We start from the raw sequence: 18,082 nt of genomic DNA, 5'->3' as shown, positions 1-18,082 counted from the left end.
TATTTACGTCGTCTGAACAAGGAAGAAGGGGCCACCCTTCTTCCTTGCCTTGTCATTTTTAGCCCGGGAGAGGTGCATGGTCGAAACGCCATCCCATCGATTGCCGCCTCAGAACCTTGAAGGGGAGATGTCTGTCCTCGGAGGAGTTCTGCTGGAAAACGAGGCCATGAACAAGGCCCTCGAGATCCTGCGTCCGGAAGATTTCTACCGCGAAAGTCATCGCAAGATATTCAGCGCCCTGCAGGATCTTTCTGAAAAAGGCGAGCCGGCTGACCTGGTCACCCTGACCGCGGCGCTCAAACAGAGCGGCGAGCTCGACGCGGTCGGCGGCTCGGCCTACCTGACGACACTGGTCGATTATGTCCCGACCGCAGCCAATATTTCCTACTATGCCAAGATGGTCAAGGAGAAGTCGATCGCGCGCCGCCTGATTCAGGTTGCGACCGATATTGCAACCAAGGGTTATGAAGGTGGCGAGATTGAAGGGACTCTCGACTGGGCCGAAAAATCGATCTTCGATATTGCCGGGTTGCGCATCAAACCGTCTTTTTTTTCAACCAAGGAAATTCTCAAGGATACCTTCAAGACCATCGAAAAACTTTATGATCGAAAGGAGAAAGTGACCGGGGTTCCAACCGGTTTTCTCGACCTCGATGATATGACCGCAGGTTTACAGTCGGGCGATCTGATTATTATCGCCGGTCGGCCTTCGATGGGCAAAACAGCCTTCTGTCTGAATGTTATTGAGCAGGCTTCGGTGCACCTCGAAGAGAAGGTGCCATCGCTGGTTTTTTCTCTCGAGATGAGCAAGGAGAAGCTTGTACAGCGGATGCTCTGCTCAATATCCAGAGTTGACGCAAGTCGCCTGCGAACCGGTCATCTCGGTGAGTCGGACTGGCCAAAACTGACCAGTGGCGCCGGGCATCTGTCGGAAGCACCGATTTATATTGACGATACGCCGGCGATTTCAATCCTTGAATTACGGGCCAAGGCGCGGCGGCTCAAGGCAGAAAAGAATATTGGCCTGATTGTGATTGACTACCTGCAGCTGATGCAGGGCAATAATCCGGAAAGTCGTCAGCAGGAAATCTCTGAAATCTCCCGCTCGCTGAAAGCTCTGGCCAAGGAGTTGAGTATCCCGGTCGTTGCCTTGTCGCAGCTTAACCGCTCGCTTGAAAGCCGTACCGACAAACGACCGATTATGGCCGATTTGCGGGAGTCGGGAGCGATTGAGCAGGACGCCGACGTCATTATGTTTGTTTATCGCGAAGCGGTCTACTGCGAAGCCTGCAAGAGCAATGAGAAAACCTGTGAAAAGAATCATGAACAGGATGCCGAGATTGTTGTCGGCAAGCAGCGAAACGGTCCGATCGGGACGGTTCATTTGACCTTCCGTGGCCAGTACACCCGTTTTGAAAATCAGGCGAAACGCCAGGAGGGGTATTAAGCTTCGATCAGGTCCGAGAAGTCAGGCATGAAGTGTGAAATACTGAAGGAGGCAGAATTAATTCTGCCTCCTTTTTCTTTTGTAGGAGATGTGAGTGAAGCCGGCATGGCAGCTTCGGTTTGTCTCCTGCCAATTATCGAGGTTGAATCCAGGAAAGTACGTATTGCCTTCATAGTCACCTTCAACCCATGAAATATGAAGCTCGGTTGCCAGAGGCAGAGCTGCAGCAAATATCTCCCGGCCGCCGATACAGAAAATTTTCGCGCCGATGTCAACCGCCCGACGGACTCCTTCGTCAAAGGATGAAAATGATTCTACCGAATTATCAGTGACAGTCTTTGATGTAATGACAATATTGTTGCGATCGGCCAGAACTTTTCCGATGCCGGTATAGGTTTTACGTCCCATAATCACGGTATTGCCGATAGTCTTTTTTTTGAACAGGTGAAGATCTTCCGGCAGGGTCCACGGAAGTTTTCCCGCGTTACCGATCAGCAGGTCGCTGGTCATGGCAACGATAATATGGATGTCAGGTTTGCGGGTCATTGTAAAGAGCCTTGATTGCTATCCTGGCAAGAGTCATTCATTCGGGGTGATCTTGTCAAGAGATAAGAAAGTGTTAGAATTTACTTATATTCAGGGTAGTGAAAGGAGGTTCGGTATGGGAGTTCAGGTTGAGTTCAAAGATGGTGTGAGGGGTGAAGTTCCGGAAACGGTTCTCAATCGACTGATCGACCTGAACCTGATTGCCCGCTTCAAACGTCAATCGGGATGGGTCTCTCTCGGCCGTGATCCGGTGCGCAAAAGCCGCATGCCGGTGATCAGTATTCCGGAACGACGTTCAGCGATGCTGGCATGGACTGAATCGCCCGATTTTCCCTGCAGGAATGAAGCTCGGAAGTGAACCTCAGGCTCTTCCATTATGCACTATTCAGGTTTTTTGCTGCCAACTCAAATTATTTTCAGTGGAACCGCCCGGCTCCAATCAATCTCTTATCCCAGTAGGGATTGTCAAGGCGTCCAGCGCTCACCTGTTTTCCCGATGAGGGGGCGTGAATGAATCGGCCCTTGCCCGAGTAGATGGCGACATGGGAGACCTTGTTCCGGGAAACTTTGAAGAAGAGAAGGTCGCCCGGCTGCAGATTTTTCAGGCTGACCTTCCGGGCTTTCTGGTAGAGCCGGCGGGAGGAGCGGGGCACGTTGATTCCGACCTGGCGATAGACATAATGCACCAGGCCACTGCAGTCAAAGCCGGCCGGGGTCGTGCCGCCATAGCGATAAGGGGAGCCGAGCAGACGTTGAGAGATGGCAACAATTTCTTCGCCGGTTTCCGCTCCTGCTTTTTTTGACCCTGTTTCAGGTCTTCCTGTTGTGCATCCAATCAGCAAAAGCAATAGCGTGAAAATGCCTAGACAGCATCTCAACTTTCGCCATTCAACCATATCTAGCTCCGTGTAAAGAAGTTATTCAGAGCAAGCAGCAATGACTGTACCGGTGATCAGGTCCGCTTGATGCGGAAACGGATCGGAATGCGAACCGTACCGACAACCGGTTCCGATCCGAACCGGGCCGGAGTGAAGTGCCAGTCCTGAACCGTTTCGATTGCCGTTTCGTCGAGAACCGGGTAGCCGGAGCTCTTGTCGATTTCAACCCCGCTGACTGTTCCGCTTCGACTGACCGAAACAACCAGCCAGACTTCTCCCTCCCAGCCGTGCCGCAACGCATCAGCCGGATAAACCGGTGCCCTGTTTCTAGAATATAGCGGGGCGGCAGCAATAGAGACAATGGGTCCTTTTGCGTCGGAGGGGCTGGCGCTCTCCACCGATTCACTGTTCTCCGGTTTCGTCGAAGTGTTGTCGTCATGTTTTTCTGTCGCAGGTTCAGGCATTTGCACCGGCGGAGCTGGTGGCGCTTCAACCGGTTTCGATTGCATGCTCACAGTTTTGCTTAAAGGTTGTTGCGGCATCTGTTGATGGCTGCTTGTGTGGATCTTTTCAATTTTCGGAAGCATAACCAGACCGATTTCGATATCGCTTTTTTGAGACGCTTCCGGCTTATGGTCGGTACTCGGCCATAAGCCGAACAGGGCGGCATGCGCTGTGATCGACATAGCTGTAAATATTATAAAGGGCCGGTTGGTCATGGTTATCATTACTAGATGCCAGGGATGTACCATTTAAAATGATCTGGGACGATCGGTCAAGTCATGAGTCTACACGGTTCAGGTTTGAGTTCAGATCCGACAAGTTAAATCTAATTTTTTTATTGGCGTAAAGATTGCTAATTTTACTCTATTACTTTGCTTGCAAAGTTATTATTGCTGTAAGAATGGACTCTTCTTGGCTCAACATCAGATTTATAAAAGCTTGATATCCGGTTTTCTTACTATTTTATTTGTCGCGCTCTGGAGTTTCAGTACGCCGGCGGATGCTGTCGAATCATCTGTTGACGTTCCAAATATGGAACCGGTTGTTGTCGTCGGGACAGTCGAGAGTAGCACAACCGGCAAAACAGTCATTAGTTCTGACCAGATCAATTCGACCCCGACCGCCAATGCCAATCCGGAAGATCTGATTAAGTTGACTCCAGGTGTTCAGATTTCCGATGAGGCCAACAGTTCTCTTCAAGGCGGGGAAATTATTCCACCACTGATCTCTATTTCCGGTGGCCGTCCCTACGATAATAATTTCCAGATCGACGGGATCACTAATAACAGTCTTCTCGATCCCGGTTCGAATAATCCTCCCAATAGTACAACTGATGTTCCTGGTCACCCGCAGGAAATATTTCTCAATACCGGTTTGATTGAAAAAATTGAAGTTTATGACAACAATATTCCCGCCCGGTTTGGTGATTTTTCCGGAGGAGTTGTGGCTATCGATACAATTGACCCGGAACCTGATTTTGCAGGATCTGTTTTTTATCGGACGACTCGCGATAGTTGGACCTCATTTCATATCGATCCGGCAGAGCAGACCACTTTTGAATCTTCCTACAACGAATCGCGGCAACCTCGGTTTCAAAAACAGGATGCCGGTTTCGGTGTGAGCATTCCTGTCAACGAATCGAATGGTTTCCTTCTGTCATATTCCGTGTTGTCTTCAAAGATCCCTTTATATCACTTTGGCCAAACCGAAGAGCAGAAGAGACGTTCGGAAAATTTTCTTCTCAAGTATGTCAAAACATTCCCCGGCCGAGCTAAATTAACCATCCAGGGACTGCATAATCCCTACGAAGGTGAATATTTTATCGAAAGGACCAAGGACAGCTTCTTTACAATCAACGGTGGCGGATCACAGGTCAGTGTCGAGTATGAGCAGAAGGGTGGAGACGGTCATTTGCTTATTAATTCAGCGCTGAAGTTCAGTGAAAACTCTCGTAAAGCGCCTCTATATCACCGCAACTGGGATCAGACAGCCAGCAAGGATTGGGGCAGTCTGATCAGTCCGACATTCCCGAGTCGAGAGGGTGGTTACGGCAGTGTTGATAAAGAGCAGAAATCATTTGAATCTTCTGCTGACTGGCTCTCTGAGGTCGTTGTTGTTGGAGAGACTTCACACCAACTTAATGCTGGGCTGCAACTCAGCATGACCGCAGCGAGTTTTACACGTCCCAATACCAGTTACGCTTATAAAGGCGCCCAAGTCGCCCCGGTGGATTTTGATCCAACAGGTTTCTCCTGTGGTGCTGATAGTTTTGCGTGTGATGACACCGTCAACTCAGAACAATACTTCGAGAAACGGAATGTTTATCAGGCTGTTGATGTCGATGCCAATATTTTACAAATGGCAATTTACTTCGATGACACGATCGATTTCCACCACTTCGAATTTCGGCCTGGATTTCGAGTTTCCTATGACGACTTCATGGGGAATACTAATTTCGCCCCAAGGTTGGCAGCGAAATACGACCTGTTTGGAAATGGCCGGACTGAGTTTGTAGGCGGCTGGAATCGTTACTATAGTCAGAATCTCCTGACCTATAAATTGCGGGAGTCGATCATTCCGTTGGTTCAAGAGCGTACTTCGGTTGTCGATAATGACTCCGAGTGGACGGATAGTGCTCAGACCTGGCCAAGTGAATATTCATATTCCAACCTCAAGACGCCTTTCAGTGATGAATTGGTTCTCGGAATGAACCAGAGTTTATGGGGCGGCAGACTTGAGTTGCGTTACGTCAAGCGCGATGGAGATAATGAGTTTGCCAGGGAAAAGGATCCGTTTGATTTTACTGATTTTAATGCAACTCTGTTTAACCGCCTGAACAATGACGGAGAAAGTCATTATGAGAGCATTCGCCTGTCGTGGGAGCGGCAGTGGGTCAGTCAGTCAGTTACAATTAATGCAACCTATTCGGAGACAACGACTTCAAACGGCAGCTACGAAGACAATTTCGAGCTTGACGATTTTGATCCGGATGAACGGGTCTGGTTTAAAGGTGAACTGCTCTGGCCGGATGAATTACCCCGCGAAGACTTTAATCGCCCATGGGATGCCAACCTGATTTATTCTGCAAAACTCCCGTACGGGATTATATTTACCAATGTGACAACATACCGCAGCGGTTACAAGGGGATTAACGATAGCGGTAACACCATTAATGTCAATGGTGTCAATCATGATGTGTATACTGAGTTTTCCCGCCCCAGTTCAACCCTGTTTGACTGGAAGATAGAATGGCTACCGGAATATACTTCAGGGCAGACCCTGACGCTTAGTCTGGATATTCTGAATGTGCTTAACCGAAAAGTCTATCTCGGTCCAGAATCTGACGAATTCGAACTCGGCCGTCAGTTCTGGCTCGGAGCCGAATACCGCTTCTGAACCTTCAACTTCCCTTAATTGTCGGTGATCTTGACTGCGCCGACGAACTCCTGCAACTGATTCCCGGAATACAAATCCAGATTATAGGTCCCCACTTGTTTTAATGGCGGTATTTGGAGCGTTATCTGCGAAGAGATCCTTGATCTCTTATCAACAATGCTGCCATCGGCGAGATTGATCAGATGCGGTTTGGGTAGCAAGGTCAAACCCTTCACACCATTCGCCAGAAGAAAAAAATCTTGCCGGTCGATCAGGTCGTGGGTTGTTCCAAGGGTGTCGATCCTGGCGCGGTACTTGATGACGCCATTTTTCTCCCGCTGCAGCCAGGTCAGTTTGCCGAGACGCGAAGTGGCGTAGATATTCTCTTCCTTTACTGAAACACTGATCACCTCATCATCAACTTCGATAATGTTCTCGATGACCGGGTTGTTTTCATCGGCTATGTTGAACAGGATAAGTTTTGCCTCTCCGGCAGCCAGGTAAGCTGTTTCACCGCTCACGACAAGCCGATGGCTTCTGGCAAGTTCCTGCAGCGGCCAGGGGAGCGGACATCGACTGATTTCGACTGGCGCAGACGGAGTTGAAATATCGATGACATGCAGACCACTCTTCGAAGAAGAGACATAGACCCGGTTCCCCGCTAACGCAATTCGCCAAGGCTCCGGCACTTTCAAGTGGCCCACGATAACGGGATCAACCGGGTCAGCGATATTGACAGCCAGGAGCTTGCCTGTTCCTGAGGCAATGTAAAGGTGCTGATCCCGGAAAGTCAGGTCCTGGAGGTCTTTGGGGTCATTCAGACTGCTGACATTGACCGGATGCTTTCGGTCGGAGATATCAACTACAGTCAGGCCTTCGATGGAAGAGATGAGGTAAAGATAATCTCCGGATTTGACCATAGCCCTGAACCGATTGGGCCCCGGCAGTGAAGAAATAATGGTTGGCAGGGCCCCCCGGTCATCCTTGCGGGCAATGAATAGACCGTGCTCTTTCGTTGCCAGGTAAAAATATTCGCTGTCCTCAATAACCTGTTTCAGGTCGCTGGACAGGCGGAGACTGGCAACCAAGGGCTTCTCCGGGAGAGCTGTCAGGTCGAGCTTTATCAGCCCTTCCACGCCGGCGGCGACATAGATCGAGTTTTTGGCAATGTCAATGTTGCGTACGTTGAACGGGAGATCGGCTCGTTTGAGTTGTTTTGGCTCGGCCGGATTAGACAGATCGTAAATATAAAACTCGCCGCGCCGGTTTGTCAGGTAAGCCTTTCCCCCCCTGATGCTGATTGTCTCTACGTCAACCCCTTGATCGATCCTGGCTATTTCAAGCGGATTTCGCCGGTCGGAAACGTCGGCTATGATCAGACCGGCTTTGCGGGTCGGAAGGTACAGGTAGCCGCCGGCTGCACGCATTTCCCAACAGCGCCCGGGGATGGTGAGTTGGCCGGTCGGTATCGGTCGCTCCGGATCGGACAGGTTCAATACTTCAATGGTGTCCTTGCCAGCGGAGAGATAGAGGTCTGTTGCGCCGACTGAAACGCCCCACACCCCGTCGTTCTGATGCAAGGTGCCAAGATGTCGGGGGGCCGAGGGGGAGGTTATGTCAACCAGCTGCAGTCCTTTCCACCCAGTGCTGGCATAAAGTGTGTTCTTGTGGAGTGCAATCTTTAAAAAAGAAACGTCAGGGATTGTCAGCTCCGCGACATGGGCCGGAGCCGCAGGGTTGCTGATGTCGATCACCTGAAGTCCGCCTTGCGCTGCCGCGAGATAGAGAGTTGTCCCGCGCCTGACAATATCCCAGACACGACCTCGAACTTCAATAGCGCCAATCAGGTTCAATCTGTTCGGCTCGCTGATGTCGATAATCTGCAGTCCGGTGAAGCTGTTGGCCAGATAGGCAAGGCTTCTCTCGTGATCGATCAAAACAGCTTGCAGGTTTCCCGGGAGTTTCAATACGGCTGATATTGCGTCGCGATTACCGATGTCAACGCTGATAGCTGCCGATGTCAGGTCCGCAATGGTATTGCCATTAAGGGTCAACTGAATCTTTTCTCCCGGGGAGGCTATGACCGGGTTCGTCAGGTTGATTCGGCGGTCGCCGCTCAGCGTCGGATGGGGTGTCAGAATGCCGGAAAAAGAGAGGAAGCCCAGGGTGGCCGCCGTCAGTCCGAGGCTGATAAAAGCGATCGCTTTGCCATTACCCGTCATGGTTGCTTTCGATCTGCTGCGGCAACCACTTGCCCATCATCTCAAGCAGCTGTTGTTGCCGGAATGGTTTGCTGAGACAGTCATTCATGCCAGCTTCGAGGCAACGGTTCATGTCTTCCTTGCGGACATGGGCGGTCAGGGCAATGACCGGTGTCTGGCAGTTGCTGTTGCGCAAGGCCCGTGTTGCTTCGAAACCGTCCATCTCGGGCATTTAGCAGTCCATTAAAATCAGGTCGTATTGGTTTTCCTTTATCGACTCAATCGCTTCACTGCCGTTGCCGGCGATGTCAAGGTGAAAGCCGGTCTTTTTGAGAATCAGCTGCAGCAGTTGCTGGGTTGTCGGATTATCTTCGACAAGGAGGATGCTGCCGGCAGAATCGGCGGCATTGAGGGCAGCAGGTGTCTGTGAGAGGGTTGCGGCGGACCTGTTGCTCCGATTCTCTTGCTCGACAATCGGCAGATCGAGAATGATCCAGAATGTGGACCCTTTCCCGGGGGAGCTCTGGAGGCCGCAGCTGCCGCCCATCAGGTGAGTCAGTTGCCGAACGATGGCGAGCCCGAGTCCCGACCCTCCATACTTGCGGGTCATCGAGTTGTCGGCCTGCGAAAATGAGGTGAAAATGTCTTGCTGCGCTTTCTCCGGAATTCCGATGCCGGTGTCGTTCACTGCCAGCCAGATTGCCCGATTCGAATCACCGCCACCGTACCCTGCGGTGAGCACGACTTCTCCTTCGTTGGTGAACTTGACCGCATTGCCGACCAGGTTGAGCAGGATCTGTTTGATTCTTATCGGATCTCCCATAAAGAAAGCGTTGCACTGCGGATCGACCAGACATGACAGTTTAATCCCCTTTTCCAGCGCCTGTTCGGTAAAAATTGCAATCACATCATCGCACAGGTCCTGCATTGAGAACGGGATCTCCTCAAGCTCAAGTTTGCCGGCTTCAATTTTTGAAAAATCAAGCACATCATCAAGAATACTGAGCAGGGTCTCTCCCGAACGATGCACGGTCATGGCGAGGCGCATTTCATCTTCCGCCAGCGAAGAGGTTGTCAGTTGCTCCGCCATTCCCATGATCCCGATCATCGGGGTCCTGATTTCGTGACTCATTTTTGCCAGGAACTGCGATTTGGCCTGATTCGCCTGTTCTGCATCGCTTTTTGCCCGTTTCAGTTCCCTTATCACCTCTTGAAGTTCGGTATTAGTATTCTGCAGCTCACGGGTTCTCTGTTTAACAAGTGTTTCAAGGTTGTTTCTGTGCTCTTCAAGTTGCTTGTCACGGCTTTCAATCTGGTTCAACATCAGGTTGAAGCCGTCGATGAGCTCGCCGATTTCATCTTGCGTCCGTTTTTCGGCGCGGATTGTGAAGTCCTTTTCTGAAGAGACCTTCTCGATGGTTTCGGCCAGCTCCCTGATCGGTCTTGATATGATCATCTGCAGCCGTGACGAGAGGATGAATGCAAGTATTGCCAGCAGGATGAAAACGACAAAGGTGGCGGCCACGAACTGGTAAACGAAATTATAGAGCTGGCCGAGGTTTGCCTGGAGTGCAATCGCGCCAACCGGGTTGTTGTGGCCGAAGACCGGTGCGATCAGCAGGAAATGGTCTTGACTGAATCTGTGCAGGGGGCGGCCCGTTTCGATTACTTCTGCAACTTCGCCCCGGTTGAGAGAGATAATATGGTTTTTTTGATACCCGTAAGGCTTGTTGTTCAGGTAGTGGCCGAGCGGGGTGGCATTTTCCGAGAAGACATATGCGGCGTTGACTTCCGGTTCCTGTTGCAGCGAAGAGAGTGTCTCGACAATCACAAACTTTCGCTTAAGGAGGATCGCAGATTCAAGATTGGAGCCGATTACTCCGGTCACGGAAAGGTAGCGGTTGACAGTATTCTGTTGATAGGTCAAAAGCTCTGACATGATAAACGTGCCGGAGGCAAGAAGGAGAACGATCAGGCTGATTGCCATGATGATGGTCGTCAGCTTTTTGTTCAACGGAGCCGTTGATAAATATTTCTGGAGCAGACCCATCGACTTACCTTGTCAGCTTTTTCTGATGTCGATTCCGAGCGTCTGGATTTTCTTGCGCAAGGTGTTGCGGTTGATACCGAGGATTTCGGCTGTTCTGACCTGATTGCCACGGGTTTTCTCGAGAATGATCCGGATCAGCGGTCGTTCCATCTGGTAGAGAACCATTTCGTAGAGATCATCAAGTTCGTTGACATCCATCTGGGCGAGCGAGCTGTGAAGCTTGCCGGCGATCAGGTTCTCAAGGGAGGAGTCACTTTCGCGGCCGGAAACATCGCCGGTCATGTCGGGGAAGTCCTCCGGGGTCAGGGCGCTGTCCGATGAGAGCAGCACCGCCCGGCGGATAGCATTTTCCAGTTGCCGGATATTGCCGGGCCAGTCGTAACTGACCAGGAGGTTAAGCGCTTCTTCGGTGCAGCCGCTGATGTCGGTGTCGAGCTCTTCGTTGGCGTGACCGATAAAGAAATCGATCAGAAGCGGGATGTCGTCCTTGCGATCCCGGAGCGGTGGCAGGGGGATCGGTACGACATTGAGCCGATAATAGAGATCTTCCCGAAAGGCTTTGCTCCGAACCTTCTCTTCAAGATCCTGGTTGGTTGCGGCAATAATCCTGACATCGACCGACAGGGTCGAGTTGCCGCCGGTTCGGGTAATTTCCTTCTCCTGCAGTACGCGCAAAAGCTTGGCCTGCAGCTCAAGCGGCATGTCGCCGATTTCGTCAAGGAACAGGGTGCCGCCGTGCGCCTGCTCGAATTTTCCGGCACGCCGTTCCTTGGCATCGGTAAATGCACCTTTTTCGTGTCCAAAGAGCTCGCTTTCGAGAAGTTCGCGCGGTATTGCTGCACAGTTCAGAGCGATAAAGGGTTTGCCGAGACGCGGGCTATTGTAATGGATAGCCCGGGCGACCAGTTCCTTGCCGGTTCCCGACTCACCCGTAATCAGAACGGTAATGTCGGAGGGTGCAGTTTTGCCGACAATCTTGTAGACATTCTGCATATCCTGGCTGTTGCCGATAATGCTGCGATCGAGCTGGTACTGACCCTGAAGCTCCGACTTGAGGCGATGGACCTCTTCGCTGACATCGGAAGCCTTTTGTGCCTTCAAAACAACCGCATCGATGGCATTCAGGTCGAAAGGCTTGGTAATGTAGTCGTAGGCACCGGATTTCATCGCTTCAACCGCGTTTTCCATCGATGATTCCGCGGTCATGATGACGACCATCGTGTCAGGTCTGCTCTCCCGAAATCTGCGGAGCAGTTCGAGGCCGGTCACGCCCGGCATTTTGATGTCGAGAATCGCCAGGTCATAATCATTCTGCTTGAACAGCTTCTGCGCTTCATCCCCTGATTCAGCCAGGTCGACCTGGAACCCCTTTTTGTTCAGGGTTTTTGACAGAACCCAACGAATACTTTCTTCATCATCTGCGACAAGAATTCGGTGTATCGACATAGGTTAAATCCTCTGCTCTCTACTTTATTAGTTCCACAGAAAACCGGTTATTATGAACTTTGCCGAATAAACGGAAGCGAAACCCGAAAGGTTGTCCCTTCGTTCGGCTTGCTTTTGACACTGATAAAACCCTGGTGACTCCCGACAATTTTCTGGCAGGTCGCCAGGCCGAGTCCGCTTCCGTTCTGCTTGGTCGTGTAGAACGGTGTAAAGATCCTTTCCCGGTCGGTCGCCGAGATGCCGGGGCCGTTATCGGTAATTTTCACAACAATCCACGGGACCGGTTTTCGGCCGGGATTGTGGACATGATAATCCGATGCAATTTTGCAGCTGATCTTTATGTGGCCATCGTGCGGGACCGCTTCGGCTGCGTTCTTGATCAGGTTCAGAAAGAGCCGGGTCAACAGCGCTTCGTCACCGCGGATCGGTGGGATGCTAGGGTCGAGTTCAAGGGTGAAACGGATGTTTTGTTCGCGGTGCGCTTCCTGCTGCAGGAGAACGATATCATCAATCATCTGGGCCAGATTGACGTTGCTCATTGCCGGTGGCCGGGGATGGGAGAGATCCATCAACTCCTCGATAATACCATTGACCCGCTCGACCTCCTTGATCATGACCGTTGTGTATTCGCCCAGTGAAGAATCCTCATCAAGTTCCATCTCCAGCAGTTGAGCGGCACCGCGAATACCGCCGAGCGGATTCTTGATTTCGTGAGCCAGACCGGCAGCGAGGGTGCCGAGCATCGACAGCCGATCAGCATGCCGCAGCGCCTCTTCCAGTTCGCGGACCCGGCTGAGATCACGGATAATCATAACGGCTCCCTCCTGATCGCTGCTACTACCGAAAATCGGCGAGACGGTAACGCTGATCGGGATATCGGGAGAGGAGGCCCGGCTGAGGTAGATGTTTTCGTCATCCGATATTGAGCGCCCTTCGGCAAGGGTCTGACGAACCAGTGCGATGATGCTGTCCTGCCCGGCAAAGAGATTTTCGAAATTGCGCCCGAGACTCTGTTTCTCGGAGAGTCCGGTGTAGGACTGGGCCGTTGGATTGAACAGAATGATGTGCCCCTGCTGGTCGATCGCTATGACGGCACGATCGAGGTTGTCGAGAACCCGTGAATATATCTGTTGTTCTGTCTGCTTACTGTCGGGGCTCATTATCGGTAAAAAACTCCTCAACCAATGTTTTTTGTCGGTCAATCGATTCGGCCTTGTTGATTGCCGCGCGAAAGGCTGCAGCACCAGGCAGACCGCGTGCGTACCAGCAGAGATGTTTGCGCATCTCGAGAAGTGCTTTTTTCTCTCCGTAAATCTCGATGTGCAAATCGTGGTGCCTGCGGGCGACTTCCAGGCGCTCATCCGGATCCGGTGGTGCAGGGGGCTCTGTTCCGGCGATGTGGGCGATACTGTCACGAACGAGCCATGGATTGCCGTAACCGCCGCGGCCGATCATGACCGCGTCGCATCCGGTCTGTTTAATCATCCGGTCGGCATCACCGGGAGTGAAAATATCGCCGCTGCCGATGACCGGGATCGACAGAACCTTTTTGAGCTCGCCAATTTCCTCCCAGGCGGCTTCGCCACCGAACCCCTGGCTGCGCGGTCGCGGGTGGAGCGTTATCGCATCGGCTCCTTCATTTTCGGCGATTCGACCGACCTCGAGAAAATTTCTGCTGTGATGGTCCCATCCCGACCGGATTTTGACCGTCAGCGGCAAGTCGGTTGTCGCTCTGACTGACGCGATCATCCGGGCAATTATCGCCGGACTCTTCATCAGGGCGCTGCCGGAACCGTCCTTGACAACCTTGTTGACCGGGCAACCCATATTGATATCGAGAAGGTCGCCGTATGGTTCTGCCAGTCTGGCGGCGGTCGCCAGCGTTTCCGGTTCGCTGCCGAACAGCTGGATGCCGAGTGGTCGCTCCTCCGGCCGGCTCTGCAGGAGTTCACTGGTTCTTTTTCCCGCATAAGTCAACCCCTTGGCACTGACCATTTCACTGAAAACAAGTCCGGCTCCGAACTGCTTCATCAAAAGCCGGTAGGGTAGATCAGTGATCCCGGCCATTGGTGCGAGGATGACACGGTTTTTTAGTTCGAGTGGACCTATAAACATAAGCCTTGTCTGCACAAATTTTGGGCATTTTAGCACGGGCTCCGGAGTTTGCCTAGAGAGAAAAGAGCGGATACGCATCAGGAACTTTGCCGGAGCATCCTAACTGGATACTGTATACAAAATGCGCTTTACAATGTTCAGTCGACTTGCTAGAACAATATTTGGAAATTGTGACCATACAAGGTTAATTAGGGTTGATTAATATGCCTGCGGGCCTTCCTAAATTTCTGTAAAATATAGCTTTTTGGTCGTTTTTTTTGTTCTTTTTGCCGGGGACGGCATTTTATTTCTGTCGTTTGACGGCCTGTTTTTTCACTTTGGGCGGTGCTGCCTGCCGCCACTTAATGCTAAAGGAGAGAATGTATGTCGACTTTAAAGGAAACTCTGCGCAAGAAAATTGATGAGCATCGTCCGCGGACAACCAAACTGGTTAAGGAATTTGCTGACGTCAAGCTTGGTGACGTTACGATTGGTCAGGCTATCGGTGGTGCCCGTGGCGTCAAATGTCTCGTCACCGACATTTCCTATCTTGATCCGATGGAAGGTATCCGCTTCCGTGGCAAGACCATTCCCGAGACGTTCGAAGCCCTGCCGAAAGTTCCGGGGAGTGAGTATCCCTATGTAGAGGGCTTCTGGTACATGCTGCTGACCGGCGACGTTCCGACCATGGAGCAGACCCTGGAGGTTGTTGAAGACTGGAAGAAGCGTTCTGAAATTCCGCAGTATGTCATTGACGTTCTCAATGCTCTGCCGAAAGATGCACACCCGATGGCAATGTTCTCCTCTGCCGTTCTGGCTATGCAGCGTGATTCGGTCTTTGCCCAGAACTATCGTGACGGCAAGTTCAACAAGATGACCTGCTGGGAAGATATGCTGGAAGATTGCACCAACATGATGGCCAAACTCGGCCCGATCGGTGCTTACATCTACAACATGAAATATCGTGATGGTGATCAGATCGCTGCCGACCCGAGCCTTGACATGGGCGGTAACTTTGCCCACATGATCGGCCAGAGCGATGATTACAAGGATGTTTCCCGGATGTACTTCATCCTCCATTCCGACCACGAGTCGGGTAACGTTTCGGCCCACACCACGCATCTGGTTGCTTCGGCCCTGTCTGACGCCTATTATGCATACAGCGCCGGCCTTAACGGTCTCGCCGGTCCGCTGCACGGCCTGGCAAACGAGGAAGTTCTCCGCTGGACCCAGAACTTCATGGATCAGCTCGGTGGCGAAGTCCCGACCGAAGAGAAGCTCAAGGAAGCTCTGTGGGACACTCTCAACAGCGGCCAGGTTATCCCGGGTTACGGTCACGCCGTTCTGCGTAAGACCGACCCGCGTTACACCTCGCAGCGTGAGTTCTGCATGAAGACCGAAGGTCTCAAGGACTACCCGCTGTTCCAGCTGGTCCGGATGATCTTCGAAGTTGCTCCGGGCGTTCTGACCGAGCATGGTAAAGCGAAGAACCCGTGGCCGAATGTTGACGCCCAGTCCGGTGTCATCCAGTGGTACTACGGTGTGACCCAGTACGAGTTCTACACCGTACTGTTCGGTATCGGTCGTGCTCTCGGCTGCCTCGCCAATATCACTTGGGACCGTGCCCTCGGTTATGGCATCGAGCGTCCGAAGTCGCTGACCACCGCGATGCTGGAAGATGCTGCCGGTATCAAGTAAGATATCTGCAAAACAATAGAGAACGGGGTGCCAATGGCACCCCGTTTTTTTTTGCCAAAATTTTATCTTGAGTCAGGTGTCGCGGCGGGTATCGATCCTGGTTGCATAGATAAGAAGCTTTTTGTCGGTATAGGATTCAACATCACCGGCGAAGGTTTCGATCTTGAAGTAATTCTGAACCTTTTCCGGTGCGTCGATAAAATACTGATTGAGCTGGTCGAAATGCTTCCCCTGGAGTCCGGCCCGTCTGGCCCATGATTTGAAATCATGAGTTTTTTTGAAGATAACGGTTTTTTGCACCTCAAATCCAGCTGATTCGATCATCTGGCGCCACTCCTTTTCGGTGAACGCCCGGATATGGGTCGGGTCACGCATCTTTTCCATGTTCTGGTAGAATTCGGCGATCTCCGGATCTTCCGGCAGCAGGGTGTCGATAATGACCATCCGGCCGACCCGGCGCCGCAGAACCCGATGAAACTCCTGCAATGAACGGGGCACATCGGGGAAATGGTGTGGTGCGATGCGGCAGGTCAGGATCGTAAATGAACCGGACGGGAAGGGCAGGTCCTCGGCGTCCGCCTCCCGGAAGGTCACGTTCTCAACTCCACCTTCCTCGCTGATATGTTCCTGCGCCTTTTTCAACATCTGCATGGTCAGGTCAGAGGCAACGACATTCCGAACCAGCGGTGAAAAGAACAGGGCAGTGTGGCCGCCGCCGGTCGCGACATCGAGCACGATGTCTTCCTGGGTCGGTTTCAGTAGACGAACGGCTTCTTCGAGGTCAGGGCCGGAGGCAAATCCCTTGTCGAGAATATAACCGTCAGCTGCTTTTCCGAAATGTTCAATGACACGATCTTTTATTGTCTTTGGCATAAGCGATCTCCATCAAGTCGAATTATACCATCCGCTGAGAAAAAAGCTTGCACTGATAATACTCCTGCGGTAAGAGAGCATTTCCTGAAAGTGGAACGGCTTTTGCTCAGTTACCGGAAGAATAACTGCGATGTCTGGAAACAGCGCTCTTTTCCGGTCCCAAAGGGCGGGAAGCTGTCAGGCCGACTCACGGGCTGACAAAAAGTTAACGTATTAATTGTAAAGGGTTGCCCTATGGAAGGCTTTGGTGCCACTTCGCTTGAACTGCTCACGAAAATTGGAGACGAGGCTCTCTACATTCTGCCTTATCTGGTGGTGGGTGTGCTGTTTGAAGCGATCATTCGTACCTTCAAATGGCACGTCAAGATTCGCCATGCCCTGACCCGTTTCGGCTCTTTTTCAATTGTCGCGGCAACGGTACTCGGGGTCGCCAGCCCGCTCTGCGCCTGTGCAACCCTGCCGCTGGTCATCTCGCTACTGCTGGCCGGACTTCCGCTCGCACCGGCCATGGCCCTGCTGATAACCTCGCCATTGATGAGTCCGGCCTCTTACTCGATGCTTTCGGGAATGCTCGGTGCTTCCTGGGCGACTCTGGTTGTCGTCTGTGCTGTTTCTCTCGGCCTTTTTGGCGGGGCGGTGACCCTGTTTCTGCGACGCTACGGTTTTGACGAAGAGAATATTTTCCGGAAGAAATTGCCAAAAGGTGATTTCCACGATCCGGATTACCCGGTGGAAGAGTTGCGTTGCGAATGCGGAAAGCAGTTGTCGCATCGGGTCAATCGTTGCACCCATAATAAGTTCCTTGTCTTCCTGGCCCGGTTCTGGGAAGGTTCACTCAAGATCGGAAAGTTTGTCCTGATCGGTCTGGTGGTTGAGGTTGTGGCGCATTTCCTGATTGTAAAGTACTGGGATATCAATCAGCTGACGACGCTGCTCAAAACCGGAGGCATGGTTGAAACAGCGATCATCATGTTTGCAACGGTGCCGTTGCACTTGCCGCAAGTTACGGCTGCCTCGATCCTTTTCGGCTTCTATCTGCCGGATCCGGGGCAACTGATTCCTCTGGCCAAGGGGCCGGGCATCGCCATGCTGGTCGGCGGCCCGGTCACCGCCCTTCCGGTCATGGCGATCTTCATCTCGATGTTTAAGAAGAGGGTGCTTTTTCTTTACCTGGCGTTGTGTATTGTCGGGACGCTGACGCTGGCATTCATTTTTTCGACATTTCCGCCGTTTTAGGTTTGTTCAGTGGCGAGGAATATGTGTGCGGTTGCGGCCGGGCACATCGCCATTCAGAGGAACACTTTTGGATAGGGACACTGCCCGAAGTTGAGGGTAGTGTCCCCTGACCTGAAGGCAGAAGACAGAAGTCATGAGAACCGCCGGGTCCCGGCCCGGCAGCCGGGTTCATTTCTTTATTGAGCGATAAAGAAACGAACCAAAGAAACCGCTCCCTTGCAGGGGGCTTTTTTGT

Annotated in this window: 15 protein-coding genes; 5 read left to right on the top strand and 10 right to left on the bottom strand. The window is 52.1% G+C overall.

From position 1 onward, the window contains the following. Window positions 1-76 precede the first annotated feature (76 nt). Complete coding sequence (locus C0623_05830; GenBank protein ID PLY01065.1) at window positions 77-1,447, top strand: replicative DNA helicase; 1,371 nt, start codon at window positions 77-79, stop codon at window positions 1,445-1,447. 57 nt (window positions 1,448-1,504) lie between these two features. Here C0623_05830 and C0623_05825 read toward each other — a convergent pair whose 3' ends face one another. Beyond that, on the bottom strand, window positions 1,505-1,993 hold the full coding sequence (locus tag C0623_05825; GenBank protein ID PLY01064.1) for a dihydrofolate reductase: 489 nt from the start codon (window positions 1,991-1,993) through the stop codon (window positions 1,505-1,507). Window positions 1,994-2,108: 115 nt separating this feature from the next. Between C0623_05825 and C0623_05820 the strand changes: the two genes are divergently transcribed. After that, window positions 2,109-2,351, top strand: coding sequence for a hypothetical protein (locus C0623_05820; GenBank protein PLY01063.1), 243 nt, complete (start codon window positions 2,109-2,111; stop codon window positions 2,349-2,351). 58 nt (window positions 2,352-2,409) lie between these two features. Here the strand turns inward: C0623_05820 and C0623_05815 are convergent, their stop codons facing one another. Beyond that, window positions 2,410-2,889 (bottom strand): hypothetical protein, encoded by a 480-nt coding sequence (locus C0623_05815; protein ID PLY01062.1) that lies wholly within the window; start codon window positions 2,887-2,889, stop codon window positions 2,410-2,412. 56 nt (window positions 2,890-2,945) lie between these two features. Continuing rightward, window positions 2,946-3,623 (bottom strand): hypothetical protein, encoded by a 678-nt coding sequence (locus C0623_05810; protein PLY01061.1) that lies wholly within the window; start codon window positions 3,621-3,623, stop codon window positions 2,946-2,948. 163 nt (window positions 3,624-3,786) lie between these two features. Between C0623_05810 and C0623_05805 the strand changes: the two genes are divergently transcribed. Further along, on the top strand, window positions 3,787-6,270 hold the full coding sequence (locus tag C0623_05805) for a hypothetical protein (protein PLY01060.1): 2,484 nt from the start codon (window positions 3,787-3,789) through the stop codon (window positions 6,268-6,270). A 14-nt stretch (window positions 6,271-6,284) separates the two neighbouring features. Here C0623_05805 and C0623_05800 read toward each other — a convergent pair whose 3' ends face one another. From C0623_05800 to C0623_05775, 6 genes are read right to left on the bottom strand one after another with little or no spacing between them, the layout of a single operon-like run. Further along, window positions 6,285-8,471, bottom strand: a complete 2,187-nt coding sequence (locus C0623_05800; protein PLY01059.1) for a hypothetical protein — start codon at window positions 8,469-8,471, stop codon at window positions 6,285-6,287. Next, entirely contained in the window at window positions 8,461-8,682 is a 222-nt protein-coding gene (locus C0623_05795; GenBank protein ID PLY01058.1) for a hypothetical protein, read from the bottom strand. The genes C0623_05800 and C0623_05795 overlap by 11 nt, the downstream gene beginning before the upstream one ends. Further along, a complete protein-coding gene (locus C0623_05790) occupies window positions 8,683-10,500 on the bottom strand; it encodes a hypothetical protein (GenBank protein PLY01057.1) in 1,818 nt (605 codons plus the stop codon). A gap of 12 nt (window positions 10,501-10,512) precedes the next feature. Next, a complete protein-coding gene (locus C0623_05785; GenBank protein ID PLY01056.1) occupies window positions 10,513-11,946 on the bottom strand; it encodes a two-component system response regulator in 1,434 nt (477 codons plus the stop codon). 50 nt (window positions 11,947-11,996) lie between these two features. After that, complete coding sequence (locus C0623_05780) at window positions 11,997-13,106, bottom strand: PAS domain-containing sensor histidine kinase (protein PLY01055.1); 1,110 nt, start codon at window positions 13,104-13,106, stop codon at window positions 11,997-11,999. Further along, window positions 13,090-14,139 carry a tRNA dihydrouridine synthase DusB gene (locus C0623_05775; protein ID PLY01054.1) on the bottom strand — a complete coding sequence of 350 codons (1,050 nt, stop codon included), beginning with the start codon at window positions 14,137-14,139 and terminating at the stop codon, window positions 13,090-13,092. The genes C0623_05780 and C0623_05775 overlap by 17 nt, the downstream gene beginning before the upstream one ends. 285 nt (window positions 14,140-14,424) lie before the next feature. Here C0623_05775 and C0623_05770 point away from each other — a divergent pair, with 285 nt between their 5' ends. Next, on the top strand, window positions 14,425-15,738 hold the full coding sequence (locus C0623_05770) for a type I citrate synthase (GenBank protein ID PLY01053.1): 1,314 nt from the start codon (window positions 14,425-14,427) through the stop codon (window positions 15,736-15,738). 72 nt (window positions 15,739-15,810) lie between these two features. Here the strand turns inward: C0623_05770 and C0623_05765 are convergent, their stop codons facing one another. Next, window positions 15,811-16,611, bottom strand: coding sequence for an SAM-dependent methyltransferase (locus tag C0623_05765; protein ID PLY01052.1), 801 nt, complete (start codon window positions 16,609-16,611; stop codon window positions 15,811-15,813). 234 nt (window positions 16,612-16,845) lie between these two features. On the opposite strand from C0623_05765, the gene C0623_05760 reads away from it, so the two are divergent. Continuing rightward, window positions 16,846-17,847 carry a hypothetical protein gene (locus tag C0623_05760; protein ID PLY01051.1) on the top strand — a complete coding sequence of 334 codons (1,002 nt, stop codon included), beginning with the start codon at window positions 16,846-16,848 and terminating at the stop codon, window positions 17,845-17,847. Window positions 17,848-18,082: the final 235 nt, after the last annotated feature.

Source organism: Desulfuromonas sp., assembly GCA_002869615.1.
Lineage (GTDB): Bacteria > Desulfobacterota > Desulfuromonadia > Desulfuromonadales > UBA2294 > BM707.
Note: the sequence above shows the minus strand (reverse complement) of the source record. Positions and strands in the feature narration are given on the sequence as shown.

What these genes read in the sequence shown, in the direction of transcription:
- C0623_05825 (PLY01064.1), bottom strand. Translation starts at nt 1,993, where the DNA reads ATGACCCGCAAACCTGACATCCATATTATCGTTGCCATGACCAGCGAC.
- C0623_05765 (PLY01052.1), bottom strand. Translation starts at nt 16,611, where the DNA reads ATGCCAAAGACAATAAAAGATCGTGTCATTGAACATTTCGGAAAAGCA.
- C0623_05810 (PLY01061.1), bottom strand. Translation starts at nt 3,623, where the DNA reads ATGGTACATCCCTGGCATCTAGTAATGATAACCATGACCAACCGGCCC.
- C0623_05785 (PLY01056.1), bottom strand. Translation starts at nt 11,946, where the DNA reads ATGTCGATACACCGAATTCTTGTCGCAGATGATGAAGAAAGTATTCGT.
- C0623_05815 (PLY01062.1), bottom strand. Translation starts at nt 2,889, where the DNA reads ATGGTTGAATGGCGAAAGTTGAGATGCTGTCTAGGCATTTTCACGCTA.
- C0623_05770 (PLY01053.1), top strand. Translation starts at nt 14,425, where the DNA reads ATGTCGACTTTAAAGGAAACTCTGCGCAAGAAAATTGATGAGCATCGT.
- C0623_05795 (PLY01058.1), bottom strand. Translation starts at nt 8,682, where the DNA reads ATGCCCGAGATGGACGGTTTCGAAGCAACACGGGCCTTGCGCAACAGC.
- C0623_05780 (PLY01055.1), bottom strand. Translation starts at nt 13,106, where the DNA reads ATGAGCCCCGACAGTAAGCAGACAGAACAACAGATATATTCACGGGTT.
- C0623_05800 (PLY01059.1), bottom strand. Translation starts at nt 8,471, where the DNA reads ATGACGGGTAATGGCAAAGCGATCGCTTTTATCAGCCTCGGACTGACG.
- C0623_05775 (PLY01054.1), bottom strand. Translation starts at nt 14,139, where the DNA reads ATGCGTATCCGCTCTTTTCTCTCTAGGCAAACTCCGGAGCCCGTGCTA.
- C0623_05760 (PLY01051.1), top strand. Translation starts at nt 16,846, where the DNA reads ATGGAAGGCTTTGGTGCCACTTCGCTTGAACTGCTCACGAAAATTGGA.
- C0623_05790 (PLY01057.1), bottom strand. Translation starts at nt 10,500, where the DNA reads ATGGGTCTGCTCCAGAAATATTTATCAACGGCTCCGTTGAACAAAAAG.
- C0623_05830 (PLY01065.1), top strand. Translation starts at nt 77, where the DNA reads ATGGTCGAAACGCCATCCCATCGATTGCCGCCTCAGAACCTTGAAGGG.
- C0623_05820 (PLY01063.1), top strand. Translation starts at nt 2,109, where the DNA reads ATGGGAGTTCAGGTTGAGTTCAAAGATGGTGTGAGGGGTGAAGTTCCG.